We start from the raw sequence: 21,273 nt of genomic DNA, 5'->3' as shown, positions 1-21,273 counted from the left end.
GCCGGTCGCCGAGGTCGATGTCGAGGCCGGTTTCCCCGTAGGCGAGCCTCACAGCTCGGCCCACAGTGACTCCGGGATGTCCAGCTCGGCGTACTCGGCGTTGGCCGCGACCTCCCGCGGTGTTCCGGCGCCGATGACGACGGAGCTGACCGCCTTGTGCCGCAACGGGAACTGGAGCGCGGCCGCGGGAAGCGGGACGTCGTGGGCCGCGCACGCCGCGGCGAGCCGGTCGACCCTGGCGCGGATCTCGCGGGGCACCGGGCGGTAGTCGAAATGCGCGTCCGGGCCGGGGTCGGCCAGCACACCGCTGTTGAACACGCCGCCCGCGATCACGCCGACGCCGCGTTCGAGACACAGCGGGAACAGGGTTTCCGCGGCGCCACGGTCCAGCAGTGTGTAGCGCCCGGCGACCAGCACGAAGTCCATATCGGTCTCGGTGACGAACCTGGCGAGCATCTCGGACTGGTTCATGCCGGCGCCGATCGCCCGGACCGCGCCCTCGTCCCGCAGCCGCGCCAGCGCGGGATACGCCTCGCCGACGGCCTGGTCCCAGTGGTCGTCGGGATCGTGGATGAGCAGGATGTCGAAGCGGTCCAGCCCGGTGCGCTCCAGGCTTTCGGCCAGGGACCGGTACACGCCCTCGGCGCTGTAGTCCCGGATCCGGGTCTCGCCCCGCAGCAGGCGTCCGACCTTTGTGGACACGATGCACTGCTCACGCGGCACGTCCTTGAGGAACTCACCGAGCCGCCGCTCCGCGACTCCGGCCCCGTAGTGCGGCGCGGTGTCGAAGTAGTGGGTGCCCGATTCCCAGGCAGCGCGCAGGGTTTGCGCCGCGGTCTCGTCGTCGAGTTCGGTGTACAGGCCGCCGATCGCGGACGTGCCGAGCCCGATCTCCGGGAGCTTCACGCCCCCTCCAACGCGATCTCCCCGGGAAGCTCGCCGCTGCCGTGCACACGCCGCAGCCAGCGTTCCGTGGTGCACACGTGCAGCAGCGCGGCCGCTTCCGCGAGCGAGGCGTCCCGTTCGGCCAGTGCGGAGTAGATCGCCTCGTGCTCGGCGATCGTGCGGTCGGCGGCGTTGGTTTCCACGAGACCACGCCAGATCCGGGCCCGCAACGTACGGCTGGAGATGCCCTCGATGAGCGTGGTCAGCGCCTCGTTGCCGGTCGCGGCGACGACCGAGCGGTGGAACGCCGCGTCGTGCTTGCTGAGCAGTTCCATGTCCTCGGCGGCCTCGCGCATCGCGTCGAGATGCCCGCGGATCACGGCCAGCTGCTCGTCGGAGACGCGCTCGGCGGCCAGCCGGGTGGCGGCGGGTTCGAACAGCCTGCGCACCTCGGTCAGCTCCAGCAAGGTGTTGCCCTGCATGAGTTCCACCGCGAGCCCGAGCCCTTGCAGCAGCACCTTGGGCTCCAGGCTGGTGACGTAGGTGCCGTCCCCGCGGCGGACGTCGAGCACCCGCGCGACCGCGAGCGCTTTCACCGCCTCGCGCATCGGGCTGCGGGATATCCCCAGCTCGGCAGCCAGTTGCTGTTCCGGCGGCAGTTTCGAACCCGGCGGCAGCTGGCCGGACTGGATCAGTGCCCGGATGCGCGCGATCGCCTCGTCGGTCAACGACATACCCCCAGCTTAGGCCAGACATATGATGTCTGTACAGCTTCACGCCGTGATCTAGACAGGAATCCGGCACTGATCTACAAATACATATGTTCTTTCCCTCTCCCCTTTCGTAGCGCTGAACGGACGAAGGAGTCCGCGATGGAAGCACGCCCTGCCGGTTTTTCCCGGCGCAGTCTCCTCGGTGCCGCCGCGGCCGGCGGCGTCTACGCCCTGACCGCCGCCGCGTTCGGCCGCGTCACCGCGCAGGCCGAGGAAACGACCAGCGTCCCCGCCCATGTCCTGTGGTTCGACGAACCCGCCACGCTGTGGCAGGAACACGCTTTCCCGGTCGGCAACGGCTCGGCCGGCGCGATGATCTTCGGCGGCGTCAACTCCGAGCACATCCAGTTCAACCACGACACGCTGTGGAACGGCGGCCCCGGCTCGGTCGACGACGGCCACGACTACAACTGGGGTAACTGGTACGAGGAACGCCCGACCGCACTCTCCGACGTCCGCGCGACGATCGAAAAGGACGGCAGCGCCGACGTCGTCGCGGCCATGAAGCTGCTGGGACAGACCAAATGGGGTTACGGCGCCTACCAGACCTTCGGCGATCTCTACCTCGATCGGCCCAGCCCGAGCGGCACCGTGTCCGGCTACCGCCGCGACCTCGACATGGCCACCGGGATCGCGTCGGTCGCCTTCACCGCGGACGGCGTGAACTTCCGGCGTGAGTTCTTCGCCAGCTACCCCGACCGCGTCATCGTCTCGCGGCTCACCGCGGACAAGGCCGGGCAGATCTCGTTCACCGCCCGCTTCGACACCCCGGACAACCGCACGGTCGCCTATTCGGCGCAGGAGGGCCGGATCACCATGCGCGGCGCGCTGACGCACAACGGCATGGTGTTCGAGGCGCAGGTCCAGGTGCTCGCCGAGGGCGGCAGCCTGACCAGCAACGCCAACGGCACGGTGACCGTGACCGGCGCGAACGCCGCGACCCTGCTGCTCACGCTCGGCACGAACTACGCCAACTCCTATCCCACCTACCGCGGTGCCGACCCGCACGACGCCGTCACGGCCGCGCTGAACGCGGTGGCGCACCGGCGCTACGACGAGATCAGGGCGCGGCACGTCACTGACCACAGTGGACTGTTCAACCGGGTCAGCATCGACATCGGGCAGCAGCCCACGACGCTGCCCACCGACGAGGCCCTGCAGGCGTTCAAGAATCTCCGCAGCACACAAGGCAAGGTGCCGGCTGATCCGCAGCTGGAGATGCTGCATTTCCAGATCGGCCGGTACCTGCTGATCGGCTCGTCGCGGCCCGGGTCGATGCCGGCGAACCTGCAGGGCGTGTGGAACGACTCGGTCAGCCCGGACTGGCAGTCGGACTACACGACCAACATCAACCTGGAGATGAACTACTGGCCCTCGGACCTGACGAACCTGCCGGAAACGGTGCCGCCGCTGGCCGACTTCATCGAAAGCCTGCGCGAGCCCGGCCGCGTGACCGCCCGGAAACTGCTGGGCGCCGGCGGTTTCGCCACGATGAACCACATCAACGTGTTCGGCTACAGCGGCGTGTCCACCAACGCCTCCACCTGGTCCCCGGAATCGACCGCGTGGCTGATCCGGCAGCTGTGGGAGCACTACCTGTTCACCCAGGACCGCGAGTTCCTGCGCACGCGCGCCTATCCGATCCTGCGTGAGCACACCGAGTTCTGGCTCGACTACCTCATGGTGGACAAACGCGACGGGACGCTGGTGGTGACACCGAGCTTCTCGCCGGAGGAGGGACCGTTCACGGCGGGCTGCTCGTACTCGCAGATGATCATCTGGGACCTGTTCACCAACACCATCGAGGCCGCGAAGGTGCTCGGCATCGACGATGCCTACCGCACGAAGCTGGAGGCGACGAAGGCGAAGCTGGACCCGGGCCTGCGCATCGGCTCATGGGGCCAGTTGCAGGAATGGAAGGCCGATCTGGACGAGCAGGACAACGGCCACCGGCACATGTCCCACAGCTACGCCCTGTTCCCCGGCAACCAGATCACCGCCGAGGGCACACCGGAGTACTTCGAGGCGGCCCGGGTTACCGTCGAAACCCGCACGGCGCACACCGCGCAGAACGACATCGGCTGGAACCGCGCGCAGAAGGTCAACCTGTTCGCCCGGCTGCACAACGGCAACATGGCCCGCGAGCAGGTCGACCACCTGTTGTGGCGCAACACGTTCCCGAACTTCCTCAACGACTGGCCGTTCCAGATCGACGGCAACTTCGGGGTGACGGCCGGGATCGCGGAGATGCTGCTGCAAAGCCACGCCGGGTTCGTCGACGTGCTGCCCGCGCTGCCGGACGGCTGGGCGCAGGGCAGCTACGACGGGCTGCGGGCGCGTGGCGCGTTCACCGTCGGGGCGTCGTGGCGGGACAAGGTTCCCTACGAAATCAGGGTTTCCTCCGACGCCGGCGGTCCGTTGCGGCTGCACAGCCCGATGCTGAACGGAAACGTCCGGATGGAGTCCGATCCCGGCCCGGTGCCGCGGTACGACGCCTCCGGCGGCGTGCTCACACTGGACACGCTGCCGCATCACCGGTACCGGATCTGGACGGTCCGATGAGGCAGTGGTCCCGGCGCGCGGCGCTCGGTCTCGGCGTGCTCGGCACCGTGCCGTTGCTCGCCGGCCGGGCGGCCGCCGCCCCGGAGGTCACCATCACCGACTTCGGCGCCGTTCCCGGCGGCGACTGCACGCGCGCGATCAACGACGCGATCGCCGCGCGCAGTGCCGCCGGGGGCGGCCGGGTCATCGTCCCGGGTGGACGGTGGCACACTGGCGCGATCCGGTTGCGCAGCGGTGTCGAACTGCATCTCGAGGCCGGGGCGACGCTGCTGTTCAGCACGGACCCCGCCGCGTACCTGCCGGTGGTGCTGACGCGCTGGCAGGGTGTCGAGGTCTACAACTACTCGCCGCTGATCTACGCCGACGGCGAGCACGATATCGCGATCGCCGGGCAGGGCGTGCTGGACGCGCAGGGCGACAACGCGCACTGGTGGCCGTGGATCGGTTCGGGTCAGTACGGATGGCAGCCGGGGATGCCGAACCAGCGCGACGACTGGGCCGCGCTGGAACGGATGGGCGTGCAGGGCGTGCCGGTGTCCGAGCGCGTGTTCGGCGACGGGCACTACCTGCGGCCGAGCTTCGTGCAGCCGTTCCGGTGCCGCACCGTGCTGATCTCCGGCGTGACGATCCGCAACTCTCCGATGTGGACGATCCATCCGGTGTACTGCGACGACGTGACGATCCGGGATGTGCGGATCGAGAGCGTCGGACCCAACGGCGACGGCTGCGATCCCGACTCCTGTGAGAACGTGCGCGTCCAGCGGGTCACGTTCGCCACGCACGACGACTGCATCGCGATCAAGTCCGGGCGGGACGAGGACGGGCGCCGCGTCGGCATACCGTCGCGGAACATCCTGGTCGAGGACTGCGTGTTCCTCAGCGGCGGGGGCGCGGTCGCCATCGGCAGTGAGATGAGCGGCGGGGTGTCGGACGTGGTCGCCAGGGGTTTGCGGCTGCCGTTCGATCCCGCGCTGGGCGAGGCGAGCAACTCCTTTGTCCTGTCGGTGAAGTCGACCTCCACCCGCGGCGGGTACATGCGGAACATCTCCGTGTCCGATGTGGACTGTTCGGCATGGACGTACGTGCCGGTCGAGGTGACGTTCCAGTACTCGGGCGGCACCGGCGGCACGAACTACGCCGACGTGTCCGGCATCGTGGCGCGGGACTGGTCGGTGCGCGGGCCGTGCGAGTGCCCGATCCGGATCCGCGCGGTGGAAGCGGCCCCGGTGCATGGCGTGGACTTGCGGGACCTCGCGTTCGCGCAGGCGGCCAACCCGCCGCTGATCCAGAACACGACGGATGTGACGATCCGCGACGTCACCGTGAACGGAGCTCCGTATCAGGGTGCGATGACCGGGAAATAGGTGAGCGGCTCGCCGGTGGCGAGGTCGAAGTAGCCGGCCAGCTCCAAGCCTCGCCACATGCCCGACCACGCGCCCGTCGCCTCGTCACGCAGGCATCCCGGCGACTGCCAGGCGCCCGCGCCGGCCTCGGACACCTCGCGCTCGGACCAGTCGCGCGGGAAGTAGGTGTGATCGAGGACGGCCGGGCGTGGCGCCCCGTCGGCGTGTTCGTCGGTGCGGATGCGCAGCGCTTCGGGGTAGTCCGGCTCGCGCTCGAGCAGCGGCAGATGCGCGGTGCTGGCGAGGAACTGGCGGAAACCGCTGAGCACAGGCCAGAACACGGACTGCGGGACGACCACGCGCTCCCAGGTCTCGTACCGGCTTTCCAGCAGCACCAGATTGTTCACGAAGTCCAGCGAGCAGCCGTTGCCGACGTACTTGCGTTCCTCCTGCCGGCACCGGCGCAGCACGGCGGCGAGCTCGTCGAGCACCGCCAGGTTCGGCTGGACGTCGGTGTACAGCCACGCCGCGAGCGGCAGGTACTGCTCAGGCGCGACGATGCGCAACCGGCGGTGCTCGTCGAAACTCATCGCCACCGAATCGGCGACGCCGAACAAACTCATGCGGGTTCCAATGCGTCTTTCGTCTGCGGCGGAGCCGTATGCCGTGAGGACGGCGGCCTGCAGCGTCGCACCGCTACCCAAACCATCGTCGGCTCGTCTCGTCAGGGCTTCATGTCGGCTTGGGTGAAGGGGTCCTGTGGCGGCTGCACGGGCGGCGTGGTGTTGTTGCCGTCCGGGTAGTACGTGCTCGCGCTCCCGCCGTTGTGGTAGCCGCCGATGTTCAGGATCGACCCCGCGTTGGGGTGGTTGCCGCTACCGCTGCCGTGCGCGGGCAGGCCCGCGTCGCCCGCGGGGTTCCACACCGGCGTGTAGGGGATCTGTGCCTGCCCGCTCCAGCTGTTGGTGCCGTGGAATCCGCCGTTGGGTGCGCCGCCGTTCCACGCCTGGTTGGCGAGCCCCTGTACCTGCGACGGGCCGAGCCCCTGCGGGAACATCGAGCTCATGCCCGGCTTGACGACCGTGCCGCCGGAGGAGTTCGTGGTGGTCGGCTTGTGCACGTCGTACACGCCGTTGGGCCGCGGCGGCGAGATGGTCGACGTGGACGAGCCCGTGACGCCGGATCCGTGCGTGCCGCCCGGAGCCGAGGGGATGTCGCCGTGCCACACGTGGCCGCCGCTGAACTTCGGCTTGCCCTTCTTCGGCACCTTCACGTCGCCGTAGATCACGTGGTCGTGCGTGTTGCCCGGGATGCCGGAGCTGCCGTACGCCGGCTGGTTCGGCGCGAACGGCTCCTCCTGCGGCGGGCGGGGGCGCGACGGGCCGGGATCGCCGAGACCGCGGGTGCCCTCCAGCGAGTTCGGCTTGGTGGACGAGTCGACCGGGCCGCTCGCCTTGATCTTCTTCAGCTGCCCGCTCGCGTCGCCGAAGACCTTGCCCGCCTTGCCCAGCAGCTCGCTCAGCTTCTTCAGCGCGCCGGTGAGGTTCTTGACCAGGCTCGCGATCCGGGTGGACGTCTTCGCGACCAGCGCCACGACCTGCGGGACCACCCAGGTGAGCCCGATCCCGAGCGTGGCGATCACCTGGATCGCCCACGAGACCAGGCGCGCGACGACTTCCGCGATCGTGTCCCGTACCAGCTCGCGCACCGATGCGACGACCTCGCCCGCGGTGGAGACCCCGCTCGCGGCACCCTGGCACGCGGCTCCCGCGGCGCCGAGCAGCGCGGCGACGTCGGCGGCCTGCCTGCGGTAGGCGTCCGCGCCGGGCCCGGTCCAGCCGGCGACGTCGGTGGTGACCTGGCCGGTCAGGTCGGTGCTGATGCTGTCGAGTTCCTGGGCGACGTTCGTCCAGGTCTGCGAGTGCGCGGCGACCGCGTCCGGGTTGCCTGCCAGTGCGTCGAGCGCCTCCTTGAGCGGGCCGACGTGCTCCATCAGCCAGCCGACACCGGCGGCGAGGATCGTGCCGAACGGGTCGGCGACCGCGCCGAGCGCGTCCATCGCGGTGCCCGCGACGCCGAGTACCGCCGAGGCCCAGTCGCCGCTCTCGATGCTGTCCTTGACGCCCATGGCGCTCTCGAGGATCGGCGCTCCCGACACCGCCGTCGTCGAGTCGACGGGCGCCGCCACCAACGGGTTCGACACGTGCATTCCCCTCATGCAAGATCACCGGCTGAGAGGACGTTACACCGAATGGGTCTAAACCTTCCAGGGTGCCCGAAGCCGGTAAACCCGTTCCGCCGTCCCGCCGAACAGCGCGTGACGTTCGGACGGCGGCAGTCCGGGCGTCAGCAGCTGGGCGGCGTCGTGCACCTGGGCGTAGGAGCCCGCGAGCAGACAGACGGGCCAGTCCGAACCGAACATCAGCCGCGCCGGACCGAACGCCTCCAGCGCGGCTTCGGCGTAGGGACGCAGATCCGCGACGGTCCAGCGCGCCCAGTCGGCCTCTGTGACGAGACCCGAAAATTTCGCGTACACGTTCGGTTCCCGCGCCAGCGCACGGATCTGACCGAGCCAGGGCTCCAGCTCCCCGCTCGCGATCGCGGGCTTGCCGAGGTGATCGAGCACGAACGTCAGCCGCGGCAGCGCCCGTACCGTGTCGAGCGCGGCGGGCAGCTGGTGCGGTCGGACCAGCAGGTCGAACACCAGGCCCGCCTCGGCGACCGTGGCGAGTCCCTTGCGGACCTCGGGCCGCGCGAGCCACCACGGATCGGGCTCGGCCTGCACGCCGTGCCGCAACCCGACGAGCTTGCCGGGACGGGCCAGCTCGGCCGCCAGCTCCGGACAGGTCAGGTCCGCCCAGCCCACCACCCCGGCGATCAGCGGCGAATTCTCGGCCAGCGCGAGGAGTTGCCGCGTCTCCTCCGGCTCGTCCACCGCCTGCACCACGACCGTCCGCTCGATGCCGAGGCCGAGCACCGCCGTCGAGAGGCCGCCGACGGTGAAGGCACGGTTGATCGGCGCCATCTCCGGGCGGGCCAGCCACGCCTGGTGCCGGAAATCCGGATGCCACAGGTGGTGGTGGGCGTCGATCATCCCAGCTCCGCGACGGCGGCCGCCCCGCGATGCACCCGGAAGGTGGTGCGGTAGGTCCGCGACTCGCCGCCCGCCAGCCGGATCATGCTGCCGTCCTCGCGCGCGGCCAGATCACCCGCCACGTGGTGTGTGGAGGGTTCCAGGCCGACCGCGTAGTTCCCGGCGCGCAGGTTCAGCCATTGGAAGAAGCACGGGAACGCCTCGGCGTCCCAGGACACGCTGACCGCCAGCTCCAGCTTGTCGTTGACCAGCGCCGCCCGGCTCCAGCCCGACTCGTCGCGATCGAGCACGTGCTCGTAGACCTGCTCCACGAAACCCGGCACCGGCTCGGGCATGACCAGGTTGTCCACGCCCTGTTCGGCCACGCTGTCGCTGCGCCACACCGTTTCCCGCACCGGGGCCACGAACCGGCTGCCATGGTCGAGCAGCGGCCAGCCCAGGTTGATGTGGTAGAGGAACATGTGCGGCATCGGGTCCACCCCGGGGTTGCGCACGGTGTCGGTCACGCGGATCTCGTCGCCGCCGAGGTCGGCCTCGATGCGGCGGGTGAGGGTCAGGTTCTCCGCGAACACCGCCGCCTGCCGCACCTCGCCCTCGGCCCACAGCACGCACCGATCGCCGTCCCATCGCTCGCCGTAGCCGGTCAGCCGCGCCGGGATGTTCGCGACCCGGCCGTGCAGGCCGTGCCGGACCACCGGGCGCGGCGGATACCGGTACTCCTGCGCCGGTACCGCACCGCCGAACAACGTGTGGTCCAGGCCTCCGGTGACCATGAGCCCGGAGAACGAGCGCAGCCAGGACAACCCGTCCTCGTCGCCGTGTTCGTGCAGGCCGGGGTTGCGGAATCCGGTCGGCGAACGCCAGCCGAAGGACCGCCCGGAGTGCTCGGCCGCGCCGATGTCGAAGCACCGGTCCACGAGCACGTCGAACGCGAGCCCGCTGCCGGTGCGGAACTCCAGCACCCGGATCCCGCGCTCGGCACCGTCGCCGAGGGTCACCAGCCGCACGCCGCCCGCCGCGGCCAGGTCGCCTGTGTACGCCGCCAGCCTCATGCCATCACCCATCCGCCGTTGACCTCGATCGTCTGTCCTGTCACGAAAGACGCGCCGGGACCGGCGAGGAACGCGACCACGGCCGCGAGTTCCGCCGGGGTGCCGCGTCGTTTGAGCGCCTGCCGGTCCATGACGAACGTCGTGTACGCCTCGGGATCCGGGTGGATCGTCTCGGCGGCCGTCGGAAACGCGCCCGGCGACACGCAGTTCACCCGGATCTCGTACGGGCCCAGTTCCCGCGCGAGCGCCCGCGTGAACGCGGCCGCCGCACCTTTCGTGCTCACGTACGCCGCGAGGTCCGCCCAGCCGCCGTGCATCGTGATCGACGCGATGTTCACGATCGCCCCGCCACCCCCGGTCATCCGCCGCGCGGCCGCCTGCGCCGCGACCCAGTACGCGCGCTGGTTGACCGCGATCACGTCCTCGTACTCGGCCAGCGGCACGTCGAGGAACGGGCGGCTCGGGTAGATCGCGGCATTGTTGACCAGGATTGCGAGATCCTCCACCGCTTCGATCGCCGCCGTGAGCGCGTCGGCGTCGCGCAGGTCGACGACCACCGGGTGCGCCCCGGACAGTTCGGCGGTTTCCGCGAGTGACGTTTCGTCCACGTCCAGCGCGGTGACCTTGTGCCCGTCCTGCGCCAGCCGGATCGCCGTCGCGCGTCCCAGCGCGCCACCGGCTCCGGTGACCACGGCCCCGCTCATCCGTTCCTCCCCAGGTTCTCCAGTTCGGCCAGCAGCCGGTGCGGCGGCATCGCGCCGAGGTTCTCCCGCAGCAGCGCGGACGCCTCGGTCTGGAACTTGATGTAGCCCTGCCGTCTCGGCCGCACCCAGGCATCTTCCATTGTGGACAGTGTGTCGGCGTGAAAACCGTTCGTGCGCCAGACTTCGGCGTCGGCGGGCTGCCCTCCGGCGGCGACGAACACCTCCCGCTGGACGCGCGGTGAGATCAGTGCCCGCGCAACCCGCGCGGCCTGTGCGCGGTTCACATCGCGCAGCGCCGAGACGGCCAGGCCGGTGCCGCCGAGCACGCTGCCGTGCCTGCCGTGCACCGTCGGTGTGTCCGCGAAGGTCAGGCGGTCCGCGTAACCGACGTAGCCGTAGACCACGGGGCAGTAGGCCGGTCCGGCGCCCGAGGCCATCGCCTCCAGCAGGCCGATCGGGTTGAGCCGCCACCACTGTTCGCGGCCTCGCAGCTCCGCCATCAGCTCCAGTGCCAGGACCCCGACCGGGCGCGGCACCTCGGGCGGCGTCGCGCCGTGCGCGAGGCAGATCGACCAGAACGTCAGCAGCGCGTGCGGGCCGCCGAGGCACAACGCGGTGTCGACCTGACGTGCCTGCGCCCAGGTGCGGGGCGCTTCGGGCAGGGTCGTGACCGCGACCTGGGTCGCCGCGTCGATCGGCAGCGCCCACTGCCGACCGTCCACAGTGTAGGAGTCGAAGGACGCCCCGGCGGACGACGACCGCCACGACGCCAGCTCCTCCGGCGCCAGCAGTTCCTCGAACGGCAGCAGGCTTCCGGCCGCCACCGCGTCCCCGAGGCCCGGGTGGTCGATGATCATCAGGTCGTAGTCCGCGGCGAGGCCCGCGATAGGGGCCGACTCGAAGCCCTCCAGCGACTGCCGGTCCCAGCGCACCGGCAGCGAAAGCGCGTCCAGCGGCGCGTAGCCGCGGGGATGGTCCCAGGTCAGTCCGCGGAGCACGCCACCACACCCTCATCAGCGAGCCGGTCGATCTGCTCGCCGTCATAGCCCAGCGACGCGAGAATCTCGCGGCTGTGCTGCCCGACGACCGGCGCACCCCGCCGCACCCGCGGCGGCGTCGCGCTGAACCGGTACGGGAAACCGGGCGTGGTCACCTCGCCCTCCGTCGGATGCTCGTAGGTGACGAAGGAACCGTTGTGCCGCACCTGCTCGTCGTCGAGGAGATCGGCGTAGGAGTACACCGGTCCGGCCCAGATCCCGGCCTTGCCGAGCAGCTCCAGCCATTCGGCGGTGGGCTTGCCGGTCAGCCTGTCGCGGACGGCCGCGGTGATCTCGTCGCGCTGTTCGTGGCCGGCCACGTGATCGTCCAGTCCGGACAGCCACGGCAGGTCCAGCACCTCGCCCAGTGCGTCCAGCGGCGGCATGGCCAGCGCGAGATACCCGTCGCTGGTGGCGAAAACGCCGTAGGGAGCGCGAATGTAGGTGTGCCCGTGCGGTTGGGCGCCACGCCGCTGCGGCACCTTGCCGACGGTGAACACCGACAGCTCCTGCATCTGCACCGCGATGGCCGCGTCGAGCATGTTCACGCTCACCAGCTGCCCCTCCCCCGTGCGCTCGCGGTGCAGCAACGCGGCCAGCGCGCCCTCGAAGGCGGTGTAGGCGGTGATCGCGTCGATCGCGTAGGTGCCCGAGGGCAGCGGCGGATCCGACTCGCGCCCGACGCTGTACATCGCCCCGCTCATCGCCTGCAGCAGCAGGTCCTGGCCGGGCCGCGCGGCGTACGGCCCGGTCTCGCCGTAGCCGGAGATCGACACGTACACCACGTCCGGTTTGAGCGCGCGAATCGACTCGTAGTCCATCCCGAGCCGTTCGGCCACACCCGGCCGGTAGTTCTGCAGGAACACGTCCGCGCCACGCACCAGCTCGTGGACGACCTGCCGGCCGGACGGCGACTTCAGGTCCACCGCGAGGCTGCGTTTGTTGCGGTTGAGCGACAGGAACGACGGGTTGACCTGGTTCCCGCCGGCGCCGCCCGCTGGCGCGCCGCGCTGCCATTCGCCGCGCGTCGGCTCGACCTTGATCACGTCGGCGCCGAGATCGCCGAGCCGCATCGCGGCCAGCGGGCCCGCCATCGCGATCGACAGGTCCACCACCCGGTAGCCGTCCAGAACACCCATGTCAGTACCCCTGAAACCGCGGCTCGCGCCGCTCGCCGAAGGCCGCGCGACCCTCGCCGGCGTCCTGAGTGGACAGACAGAACGTCTGCAGATCGCGTTCGTAGCGGATCGCCTGGTCCAGCGGCATGCTGTACGCCGCACGCAGGTTCGCCTTCGCCGACTCGGCCGCGATCGGCGCGCGGGAGGCGATCACCTCGGCCAGCTCCCGCGCTCTGGGCACCAGGTCCTCCTGCTCGTGCACCTCACTGACCAGTCCCCACGACAACGCGCGGCCGGCGTCGATCGGGTCGCCGGTCATGAGCATCAGCGCCGCGTTGCTCGGCCCGACGCTGTTGGCCAGCAGGACGGACTGGCCGCTGCCGCCGATCCAGCCCAGTTTGATCTCCGGCGCGGCGAAGCTCGCCGTGGTCGCGGCCAGCCGGATGTCGCAGGCCATCGCGATCTCCAGCCCGCCGCCGAACGCGTACCCGTTCACCGCGGCGATCACCGGTTTGCGAATCGACCGCACGATGTCTCCGTAGTCGTCGCGGTTGCGGAAGTCCCACGGCAGCGGGTAGTCGTCCAGCCCGCGGATGTCGCTGCCGGCACAGAAGGCCTTTCCGGTGCCGGTCAGCACGATCACCCGGATCGCGCGGTCGGCGTCGACCCTGGCCGCCGTCTCCCGCAACGCGGCGGCCATCTCGGCGGTGATCGCGTTGGCCTTGGCCGGCCGGTTCAGCGTCACGACGGCGACCGGGCCGTCGAGCTCACAACACAGTTCATCCATTGCGGACTCTTTCTGGAAAGGGCCCGGCCACGCGGGGTGGCCGGGCCCGCCCGGATCAGCCGACCGGCGGCACGGTCGCCGGCGGACGCTGGTACGGGAACGCACCCGTCACGCCGATCTTGTCGTACTCCATCTTCGAAGCGTCGAAATCCGCCAGCCAGTTGGCGTTCTCGACCGTGTTGCACTTGTAGGACTGGTACTTGTCGTCGGTCACCTTGCCCACCTGGATGTTGGTGAAGGTGAACCCGCAGCCACCGGCGTCCATGTGCACACCACGCGTGCCGGAGTCGGGCATCGAGGCGTCGGGGATGACGTCGCCGATGACGATCTGGTTCGCGGTGTTGTCGTTCTGGTACGGCTCGACGTTGCTGACGCCGTAGGTGTAGAAGGCGCCCATGTCACCCGAGTCCAGCCCGGCGTGCTGGATGTTGAGGTATTTGAACGTGTTGCCGCGGTTGTAGTTGTCGGCGTTGGCGACCTCGGGCCGCGATTCGAGGCTGACCCCGTAGCGGGCGCTGTGGTCGATGTAGCTGTAGCTGACCTCGTTGTGCCCGGTGTCCATCAGCTCGACCCCGGAGGCGTCGCCGGGCACCAGCTCGCCGTAGTGGTGGATGTAGTTGTCGGTGAACAGGTTGTACCCCGCGAGATCGCCTTCACCGGGATAACCGCCCTCGACCTTGATCCCGTCCGCGCCGATGTGCTCGAGCAGGCTGTCCCGGACGGTGAGGTGGTCGTTGGCGAACAACGCGTACACGCCGGTGTATCCGGTGTCGGACAGGTGCAGCCCCTGGAACGTGATGTTCGAGGTGTTGGTCAGGGTGATGGCCCCGAAGCGGTCCCTCGGCATCTCGATCTGGCGGTCGTACTGCGGGTACTTGTGCACCTCGCCGGAGTCGCCGTCGCTGATCCAGCCGTTGCGGTACCAGTCGACGAAGTCGCTGTACTGCACCGCGAGGCCGTCGAAGGTGATGTCGTGCGCCCGGTTCTGCGCCGAACCGCCCGCCACGTTGAGCACGGTCTTCACCGTCGGCCGCAACACGGTCACGTTGTCGATCGAACCGCTGCGCGGCCAGTAGTAGACCTCGCCGTTCTTGTAGTCCACATAGTACTCGCCCGGAGTGTCCAGGAAGGACAGCGAGTTCTGCAGGAAGTACCGCGATCCGCCGTCGCTGTTGACCAGCGAATAGCGCGTCCAGTACTTCAGCGTCATCTGGTTCTTCTTGTAGTTGACGTCCAGGATCGGCACCGTGTCGGTGAACCAGCTCCAGCTGCCGCCGGACCACACGACCGCCGAGGCCTGCGAGAGGTCCCAGCTGGAGTTCCAGTCACCGGGGTTGGAGTACATCCACTGGTGCACGGCCTCCTTGTCCGGCTCCGGCCGGGCCGAGGTCAGATACGGCGCCCACGTGTCGTCGGTGCCGCGGTTGGGATAGCGGGCCGTGGTCGCCCGCGTATCGTTCTCGAACAGCGTGTAGAACGGCTTGCTGGGGTCGAACTTCGCCTTGTAGATGTTGGCGTTGCCGGTCTTCTCCCAGCCGGTGATCGGCTCGGCCCCGAGGAACCGCGCCTTGCCAGGGCCGTCGGCACTGCGGTAGATCACCTTGTGCCCGCCGGTGCCGGAGTCGGCGTCGGAGAAGTCGACGGTCCGGCTCACCGGGTAGTCGCCCGCGGCCAGGTTCACCACGACATCGCACTTCATGGACTGCGGCTTGTTCAGCCCCTTGTCCCGGATCTCGTCGCGGGCCCGCTCGATGGTCTTGAACGGCGCGCGCTCCTGCCCGTTGCTCGCGTCGCTTCCCTGCGGGGACACGTAGATCTGCTTCGGATCGCACGGCCTGGCCGTCTCGTTGGCCGAGGCCGCGGGTATTCCCACGCCCAGTGCCGCGATGGCCGCGAAGGCCAGCGGCTTGACAATTCTGTGACGCCACCTACTCTGCATTGAGTCTCCTCATCACGAAAACGGACGCCCCCTTACACCTCCGTAGGCCCCTCGGCGTCACCTCCGTTCTTGGCGCCAGGCCTCGTACTCGGCGCGGCTGTCCGGGGTCAGCGGGTAGTAGTCCGACAGCCGTGCGCCCTCTTCGAGCCGGGCGCGGCTGAAGCGTTCCCATTCCTCGTGGTCGGCGGCCGCCTCGATCACGTCGGCGGCGCGGCGCCTGGGCACGATCACCGCGCCGTCGTCGTCGGCGACGACGAGATCACCCGGCAGGGTCAGCACCCCGCCGACGGCCACCGGCACGTGGTAGGCCCACGGGAACAGCTCGGCCTGCGACGCGTAGTGCGGCGTGGTGCCGGTGCACCAGATCGGCACCCCGAGATCCGCCACGCGCGGCGAGTCACGGATGCAGCCGTCCACGACGATGCCCGCACCGCCCTTGCGCTTGAAGTAGCGCACGAGCATGTCGCCGAAGCAGCCGGTGTAAGCGCTTCCGTACGCCTGCACCACCAGCACGTCGCCCGGCTCGATCTCCTCCAGCACCGCCCACAGCGCGGTGCTGCGCTCGATGTACTCCTGCCCCAGTCCCGAGGCGACGTCCTCGCGCTGCGGCATGAACTGCAGCGTCACCGCCCGGCCGGACACCTTCGCGCCGCGGTTGAGCGGGCGCGGTCCCTCGACGAAGGTCCGGCGGATGCCCTGCGCGTGCAGTTTGGCGCAGGCGGTCGCGGAGCTGATCCGTTCCAGCCGCTTGACGTGCTCGGCGTCTGCGGGCCCCGGATCCTCGCCGCGCACCGGCAGCGGCCACACGGGATCGCTGGACTGGCCGTTGTCTTCCACTGCTGCAGCTCCTCACTGTCGATGCGCGGGCCGGTAGGCGCGCGAGGTCAGGCCGAGTTCGAGCCGGATGCTCATCCCCGGCGGCAGCACGACTTCCAGGCGCGGACCGCCGACCGGCAGTTCCCGCCGCCGTGGCGTGCTTTCCGGCGCGGTGTAAGCCCTCGGGTCGCCCGGATAGCCGGTGTCGGCTTCGGTGACGACGGCGCGGTCGATGCGGTGTTCGCCGAATGAGCCGGCGTCGACACGCACCCGCCTCGTCCTGGCGAGTCCACTGTGGACCAGCTCGACGCTGATCCTGGTGTCCTCGACCTCGTGCACGAGCGCCGCGATGTCCGGTGGCAGGCCCGGCCGGTTCCGGTCGAGGTCGAAATAGGACAGCCGGGTCGGCAGCAGGCCGCCGTTGTAGAGCACCTGCGGGGTGCCGGTGGTCAGGTGCAGCAACGCCTCGGTCAGCACCGGGTTGAGCCGCTGCCAATGGTGCACGTGGATCCGCGCGGGATCGGCCTCGTCGGTGTCGATCAACGCCATCCGCCGCTGCACCTGGCCGATCGCGGCGGCCAGTATCCGCTCGGGATAGCCGGGGTTGGCACCGCGCAGGAACTCCAGCCACGGCGCCTCGTGTCCGGCCTCCTCCTTGTTGCGGAAGCCCCGCACCGTGCACCAGTCGTAGCCGCTGGCCTCCCGCAGCCGGTCCAGCCGTGCCCGGTCCTCCGGCCGCATCGCCGCCTGCCACAGCCACGCGGACAGCCCCAGTTGCGGCGGCTGGTAGTCGAACCAGCCGTTGTCGTCGTGCCGGTTGGGGACCAGCAGGGTCGGTTTGGCCGCCTCCTCGCCGAGTTCGGCCAGCCAGCGGTCGCTGATGCTCATCTCGGTTTCGGTGACCGCGCCCTGGATGCCTTGTTCGAGCACCGTGTCGATCGGACCGCGGCCGAGATCGAGCCGCCCCGCGTCGCCGGTGAGCAGGAACCCGTTGAGCGCGCCGACGACGGCGGCGGCGCCGACGCTGTAGACGCCGTGCGGCCACAGCCAGCCGTAGTTGCCGCCGTACCAGCGTCCGCCGTGCAGCTCGCCGATCGTGCCCGAGGGGCCGACGTTGTCCGGCAGCACTCCCCCGTTGGCCCGCGCACGTTCCTGCCACGCGCCGAGGTACTCCAGCACCCAGTCGGCCAGCCGGTCCTCGTGCCCGTACAGCCAGGCGTTGACGGCCAGGCTCGTCGCGGCGATGTTCACCGCCGTGTCGCCGCGCCCGATGCGGTCGATCATCGCCGCGCCCATGCGCGCGGCGTTGGCGGGATCGGCCAGATCCGACCAGTCACGGATACCGGGCAGGTCCCGCAGCGGCAGGCCGAACGGGCGCATGGTGGTCAGCTCGGCGGCGTAGCTCGTCCATTCCTCGTTGATGCCCCAGCGCGGACCACCCGCGCCGTTGTGCGGCGCGCGGATCGTGCGGGTGGCCCGGTCGTAGTTGGCCGAACCCGGCAGGTACAGCTCCGCGAACCGGTACGCACGCTCACGGAAGGACTCGTCGGCGGGGTCGGCCGCGCAGATGCCGTAGAACAACAGCATCGACTCGCCCTGATGGAACCAGTCGTAGCCGCGCTCGTACTCGTCCACGAGATAGCCGAGTTCGCTCAGCTGCGCGGTGACGCCGGTCCAGTGCCGTTTGCTCTGTTCCAGCAGATCGTCCGCGCCGCCGAGCTGATACAGCGTCGGCCAGTTGAAGAACGCCTCGTAGAAATCGTCCGCGCCGTCGCGGCTCGCGGCCTCGCCGCGATAGACGAGCCGCCCGTCGTCTTCGGTGTAGCGGGCCGCGAAAGCCCGCCACGCGTGGTCGTTCACCTCGAACAGCCGCCGTTGGAGCACAGCCCAAACCGGGGGTGACCCGGTCGGCACGCTCGCGGTCACCCGTGGGATCTCGGTCATCTCAGCCCTTCGTCGACCCGGCCGTGAGGCCGCTGATGATGTGCCGCTGCATGAAGACGAAGAAGACCAGCAGCGGCGCGATGGCCAGCAGCAACGTCGGGAACACCACCGTGTAGTCGGTCTGGTACTGGCTGACCGCCGCGTAGATGCCGGTGGTCACGGTGTAGAGACCGCTGCCCGGCGCCAGCAGGGTCTGCGGGTTCACGAAGTCGTTCCACACCGAGAAGGTGTTGAGGATGACCATCGTGGCGACCACCGGCTTCATCAGCGGGAACACGATCTGCCAGAACGTGCGCAGCCTGCCCGCGCCGTCCACCGCCGCGGCCTGGTCCAGTTCGGGCGGGATCGTCGCGATGTAGCCCGCGTACAGGAAGATCGAGAACGGCAGTGTCAGTGTGGTCTCGAACATGAGATAGCCCGGCACGGTGCCCATCAGCTGCAGCGTCTTCAGCACGTACACCACGGGAATGATCAGCACCTGGCTCGGGATGAACGTACCCGCCAGGAACAGCACCATCAGCCAGCGGTAGCGCTTCTTCGGACTGCGCGCGATCACATAGGCCGCGGGCCCGGCGAGCACGATCGACAGGACGTTGACCGCGAGCACGAACCCGATCGTGACCGCGTAGCCCTTGAAGATGTTGAACTGCGGGTTGTTCAGCGCCTTGACGATGTGCTCGGCGGTCAGCGAGCCGGGAATGCCGAACGGCTGGGACAGGATGTCCTGCTGCGATTTGAACGCGTTGACCACCAGCAGGTACAGCGGCACCAGCATGAACACCGCGACCAGCGCGAGAAACACCCACCGCAGCACGGTTCCCACGCCGGCACGACCGTGGGTCTTCTTCGGCGCCGGTGCCGTTTTCGCCGCCACCGCGGGCTTGTCGAGCACTGTGCTCATGCCATCGCTCCTTGGTCGGCGCGCTTGCGCAGCCGGGTCACGGCCAGTGCCAGCGCCGCGGTGAGCACCATCAGCACCACCGACTGCGCCGAACCGAACCCGAGCCTGCCGTCGTGGAAGGAGTTCCACAGGATCAGATAGGCCAGCGTCTGGGTCTGGCCCGCCGGACCGCCCGCGGTCAGCGACACGACGAGGTCGTAGGTCTTGAGCAGGGTGATCAGCGACAGCACGATGTTCACCGTCATCACCGACGCGATCGAGGGCAGCGTCACGTGCCGGAACACCTGCCACCGCGAACCGCCGTCGATGCGGCAGGCCTCGACCAGCGACTGCGGCACGGACTGCAGCCCCGCCACGTACAGCACGACGTTGACGCCGAAACCGGCCCACACGAGCACCGCGACGAGCGTGACCCGCGCCCAGACCGGATCGGACAGAAACGGCAGGACGTCCGCGCCGTGACTGGTGAGGAAGCTGTTCACCGCGCCGGTCGTGCCGAGGATCGCGCTCCACAGGAAACCGACGACGAGCGCGCTGAGCACGTGCGGGTAGAACAGGATCATCCGCAGCACCGAGTTCAGCCGCGACGCCTTGTTCACCAGCAACGCGAACCCGAGCCCGAGCGCGTTCATCGCGACCGTGCCGACCACCGCGGCCAGCACCGTCACGAACGCCGCCTCGCGCAGTTCGGGATCCCGCACCAGATCGGCGTAGTTCCTGCCGCCGACGACCTGCGGGCTGGCGCTGTAGCCGTCCCAGTCGGTCAGGCTCAGGTAGATCGCGAGACCGGCCGGGACGACGAGCATCAGGCAGAACAGCGCCGTGGCCGGCGTGACCATGACCGCGTTGGCCACGCCATGCCCACGGGTGCTCCCGCGCGGCCTGCTCACTTGTGCGCTCCCACCCACCGGTCGACACCTTCGGCGACGGTTTCCGGCGAGTGTCCGATGTAGAGGCCCTGGACCTCGCTGTTGAACGCGGAGTTGAACCCGCGCGGCAGTGTGGCGTCGCCGTAGCCCTCGCCCTGCGCGACCTTGGCCGGTGCCGAGTCGAGGATCTTCTGCACGTCGGCCTCCAGCGGCGTGAAGTCACGCGTGATGCCGCTGCGGAAGTTGCCGTCCTGCTTGAGCTGGCTCACCACCGCCTGCTGGTCGGTCACCAGCCACTGCACCAGTTTCAGCGCGAGCGCCTTCTGCTGCGTGCCCTTCATGATCATGTACGGGGCCGCCATCGTGGCACCCTGCGGACCCGGGCTGCTCTGTCCATTGAGGACGGGAGCGGGGATCACGCCGACGTCGAATCCCGGCTTGGCGCCTGCCACCGACGCGGTGAACCAGCTGCCCATCGGGAACATCGCGGACTTGCCGGAGAAGAACTGCTGCTGCGCGTCGGCGTATTTCAGGCCGAGCGCGTTCTTGTCGATGTAGCCGGCGTCGATCCAGGACTGGTAGAGCTTGAAGTATGGGATCATCGACTCGCCCGCCTTGATCTTCCCGGCGGCGATGTCCTGGTGCCAGGCGGGCGCGGTCTGCGCGAGCGAAGGGTCGGCCATCTGCAGCACCTGCAGGCCGGTCACGTACTCACCGGAGGTCTGCATCGGCAGGTAACCGGCGGCCTTGAGCTTGCCCATCGCCGCGGTCAGCTCGTCGAAGGTCTTCGGCATCTCGGTGATACCGGCCTTGGCGAAGGCCTGCTTGTTGTAGAAGATCAGCGACTGGGCCTGCTCGCCGACGCCGACGTTGTAGATCTTGCCGTCCAGCGCGGCCTGATCGACCAGTGGCGTGCCCTTCACCCAGCTCTCGTCGGTGAGATCGAGCAGTTGCGGGGCCAGGGTCTTATCCGCCATCAGCGTTTCCACCACGTCGGGCGCGCTGCCCGCCGCGAGCTGTTGCTGCAGCGTGTCGGAGACGCTCTTGCCCGTGGGCGCTTCGATGACCACGTCGACGCCGGGATTGGCGTCTTCGAAGGGCTTGACCAGGCTGTCCCAGTAGGCCTGGGTCAGGTTGGGCGTGATGTTGACCAGCACCCGGATCTTGCCGGTGCCGGTGCCGTCGGAGCTGGAACCGGAGAAGCCTCCGCCACCACAGCCCGCGACGACGACTGACATCAGTACCGCGAGGCCCAGCAGGGCCCGGCGCGGGCGTACAGGACGCATCGCTCCTCCTCATCGAGAAACGGCAAGGGATTTATTGATTCGCCGAACGAGTAGCGATTAAGTTCTACTTCCGCCGACAATGCGGTGTCAACCAGCAGTTTTGACAAGAAGTTCGTGAACTTTTCAGGTTTCGAGTCATAAGAAGCTGAACCACAAATTGCGG

At 69.2% G+C, this 21,273-nt stretch carries 18 protein-coding genes; 2 read left to right on the top strand and 16 right to left on the bottom strand.

From position 1 onward, the window contains the following. Positions 1-48: 48 nt before the first annotated feature. On the bottom strand, positions 49-906 hold the full coding sequence (locus HFP15_RS43030; protein WP_312871796.1) for an aldo/keto reductase: 858 nt from the start codon (positions 904-906) through the stop codon (positions 49-51). Then, positions 903-1,619, bottom strand: a complete 717-nt coding sequence (locus tag HFP15_RS42295; RefSeq protein WP_210718008.1) for a FadR/GntR family transcriptional regulator — start codon at positions 1,617-1,619, stop codon at positions 903-905. The genes HFP15_RS43030 and HFP15_RS42295 overlap by 4 nt, the downstream gene beginning before the upstream one ends. Before the next feature lie 138 nt (positions 1,620-1,757). Here HFP15_RS42295 and HFP15_RS28920 point away from each other — a divergent pair, with 138 nt between their 5' ends. Then, a complete protein-coding gene (locus HFP15_RS28920; protein ID WP_168519926.1) occupies positions 1,758-4,220 on the top strand; it encodes a glycoside hydrolase family 95 protein in 2,463 nt (820 codons plus the stop codon). Next, positions 4,217-5,584, top strand: a complete 1,368-nt coding sequence (locus HFP15_RS28915) for a glycoside hydrolase family 28 protein (RefSeq protein ID WP_168519925.1) — start codon at positions 4,217-4,219, stop codon at positions 5,582-5,584. Before HFP15_RS28920 ends, HFP15_RS28915 begins: the two co-directional genes overlap by 4 nt. Here HFP15_RS28915 and HFP15_RS28910 read toward each other — a convergent pair. From HFP15_RS28910 to HFP15_RS28845, 14 genes are all read right to left on the bottom strand, one after another. Next, positions 5,560-6,186: an EndoU domain-containing protein gene (locus HFP15_RS28910; RefSeq protein ID WP_168519924.1), complete on the bottom strand. Its 627-nt coding sequence runs from the start codon at positions 6,184-6,186 to the stop codon at positions 5,560-5,562. The two genes, HFP15_RS28915 and HFP15_RS28910, sit on opposite strands and share 25 nt — an antisense overlap. 101 nt (positions 6,187-6,287) lie before the next feature. Then, a complete protein-coding gene (locus HFP15_RS43980) occupies positions 6,288-7,781 on the bottom strand; it encodes a hypothetical protein (protein WP_168519923.1) in 1,494 nt (497 codons plus the stop codon). 39 nt (positions 7,782-7,820) lie between these two features. After that, positions 7,821-8,657 carry an amidohydrolase family protein gene (locus HFP15_RS28900; protein ID WP_168519922.1) on the bottom strand — a complete coding sequence of 279 codons (837 nt, stop codon included), beginning with the start codon at positions 8,655-8,657 and terminating at the stop codon, positions 7,821-7,823. Then, entirely contained in the window at positions 8,654-9,709 is a 1,056-nt protein-coding gene (locus tag HFP15_RS28895) for an aldose 1-epimerase family protein (protein ID WP_210718007.1), read from the bottom strand. Before HFP15_RS28895 ends, HFP15_RS28900 begins: the two co-directional genes overlap by 4 nt. Continuing rightward, complete coding sequence (locus HFP15_RS28890) at positions 9,706-10,413, bottom strand: SDR family NAD(P)-dependent oxidoreductase (RefSeq protein ID WP_168519920.1); 708 nt, start codon at positions 10,411-10,413, stop codon at positions 9,706-9,708. The genes HFP15_RS28895 and HFP15_RS28890 overlap by 4 nt, the downstream gene beginning before the upstream one ends. Continuing rightward, positions 10,410-11,411 (bottom strand): type 2 periplasmic-binding domain-containing protein, encoded by a 1,002-nt coding sequence (locus HFP15_RS28885; RefSeq protein ID WP_168519919.1) that lies wholly within the window; start codon positions 11,409-11,411, stop codon positions 10,410-10,412. The genes HFP15_RS28890 and HFP15_RS28885 overlap by 4 nt, the downstream gene beginning before the upstream one ends. Further along, a complete protein-coding gene (locus HFP15_RS28880) occupies positions 11,396-12,589 on the bottom strand; it encodes a CaiB/BaiF CoA transferase family protein (protein WP_168519918.1) in 1,194 nt (397 codons plus the stop codon). The genes HFP15_RS28885 and HFP15_RS28880 overlap by 16 nt, the downstream gene beginning before the upstream one ends. 1 nt (position 12,590) lies before the next feature. Next, positions 12,591-13,355: an enoyl-CoA hydratase/isomerase family protein gene (locus HFP15_RS28875; protein ID WP_168519917.1), complete on the bottom strand. Its 765-nt coding sequence runs from the start codon at positions 13,353-13,355 to the stop codon at positions 12,591-12,593. Between the two features lie 55 nt (positions 13,356-13,410). After that, positions 13,411-15,294: a right-handed parallel beta-helix repeat-containing protein gene (locus tag HFP15_RS28870; protein ID WP_168519916.1), complete on the bottom strand. Its 1,884-nt coding sequence runs from the start codon at positions 15,292-15,294 to the stop codon at positions 13,411-13,413. Positions 15,295-15,351: 57 nt separating this feature from the next. After that, positions 15,352-16,131: an RraA family protein gene (locus tag HFP15_RS28865; RefSeq protein ID WP_168519915.1), complete on the bottom strand. Its 780-nt coding sequence runs from the start codon at positions 16,129-16,131 to the stop codon at positions 15,352-15,354. Positions 16,132-16,143: 12 nt separating this feature from the next. Then, a complete protein-coding gene (locus HFP15_RS28860; protein WP_168519914.1) occupies positions 16,144-18,054 on the bottom strand; it encodes a DUF8034 domain-containing protein in 1,911 nt (636 codons plus the stop codon). Position 18,055: 1 nt separating this feature from the next. Continuing rightward, positions 18,056-18,955 carry a carbohydrate ABC transporter permease gene (locus HFP15_RS28855; RefSeq protein ID WP_168519913.1) on the bottom strand — a complete coding sequence of 300 codons (900 nt, stop codon included), beginning with the start codon at positions 18,953-18,955 and terminating at the stop codon, positions 18,056-18,058. Next, positions 18,952-19,845: a carbohydrate ABC transporter permease gene (locus HFP15_RS43020; protein ID WP_210718006.1), complete on the bottom strand. Its 894-nt coding sequence runs from the start codon at positions 19,843-19,845 to the stop codon at positions 18,952-18,954. The genes HFP15_RS28855 and HFP15_RS43020 overlap by 4 nt, the downstream gene beginning before the upstream one ends. Continuing rightward, positions 19,842-21,110, bottom strand: a complete 1,269-nt coding sequence (locus HFP15_RS28845; protein WP_210718005.1) for an ABC transporter substrate-binding protein — start codon at positions 21,108-21,110, stop codon at positions 19,842-19,844. The genes HFP15_RS43020 and HFP15_RS28845 overlap by 4 nt, the downstream gene beginning before the upstream one ends. Positions 21,111-21,273 lie beyond the last annotated feature (163 nt).

The organism is Amycolatopsis acididurans (genome assembly GCF_012328925.1).
Classification (GTDB): Bacteria; Actinomycetota; Actinomycetes; order Mycobacteriales; family Pseudonocardiaceae; genus Amycolatopsis_E; species Amycolatopsis_E acididurans.
Note: the sequence above shows the minus strand (reverse complement) of the source record. Positions and strands in the feature narration are given on the sequence as shown.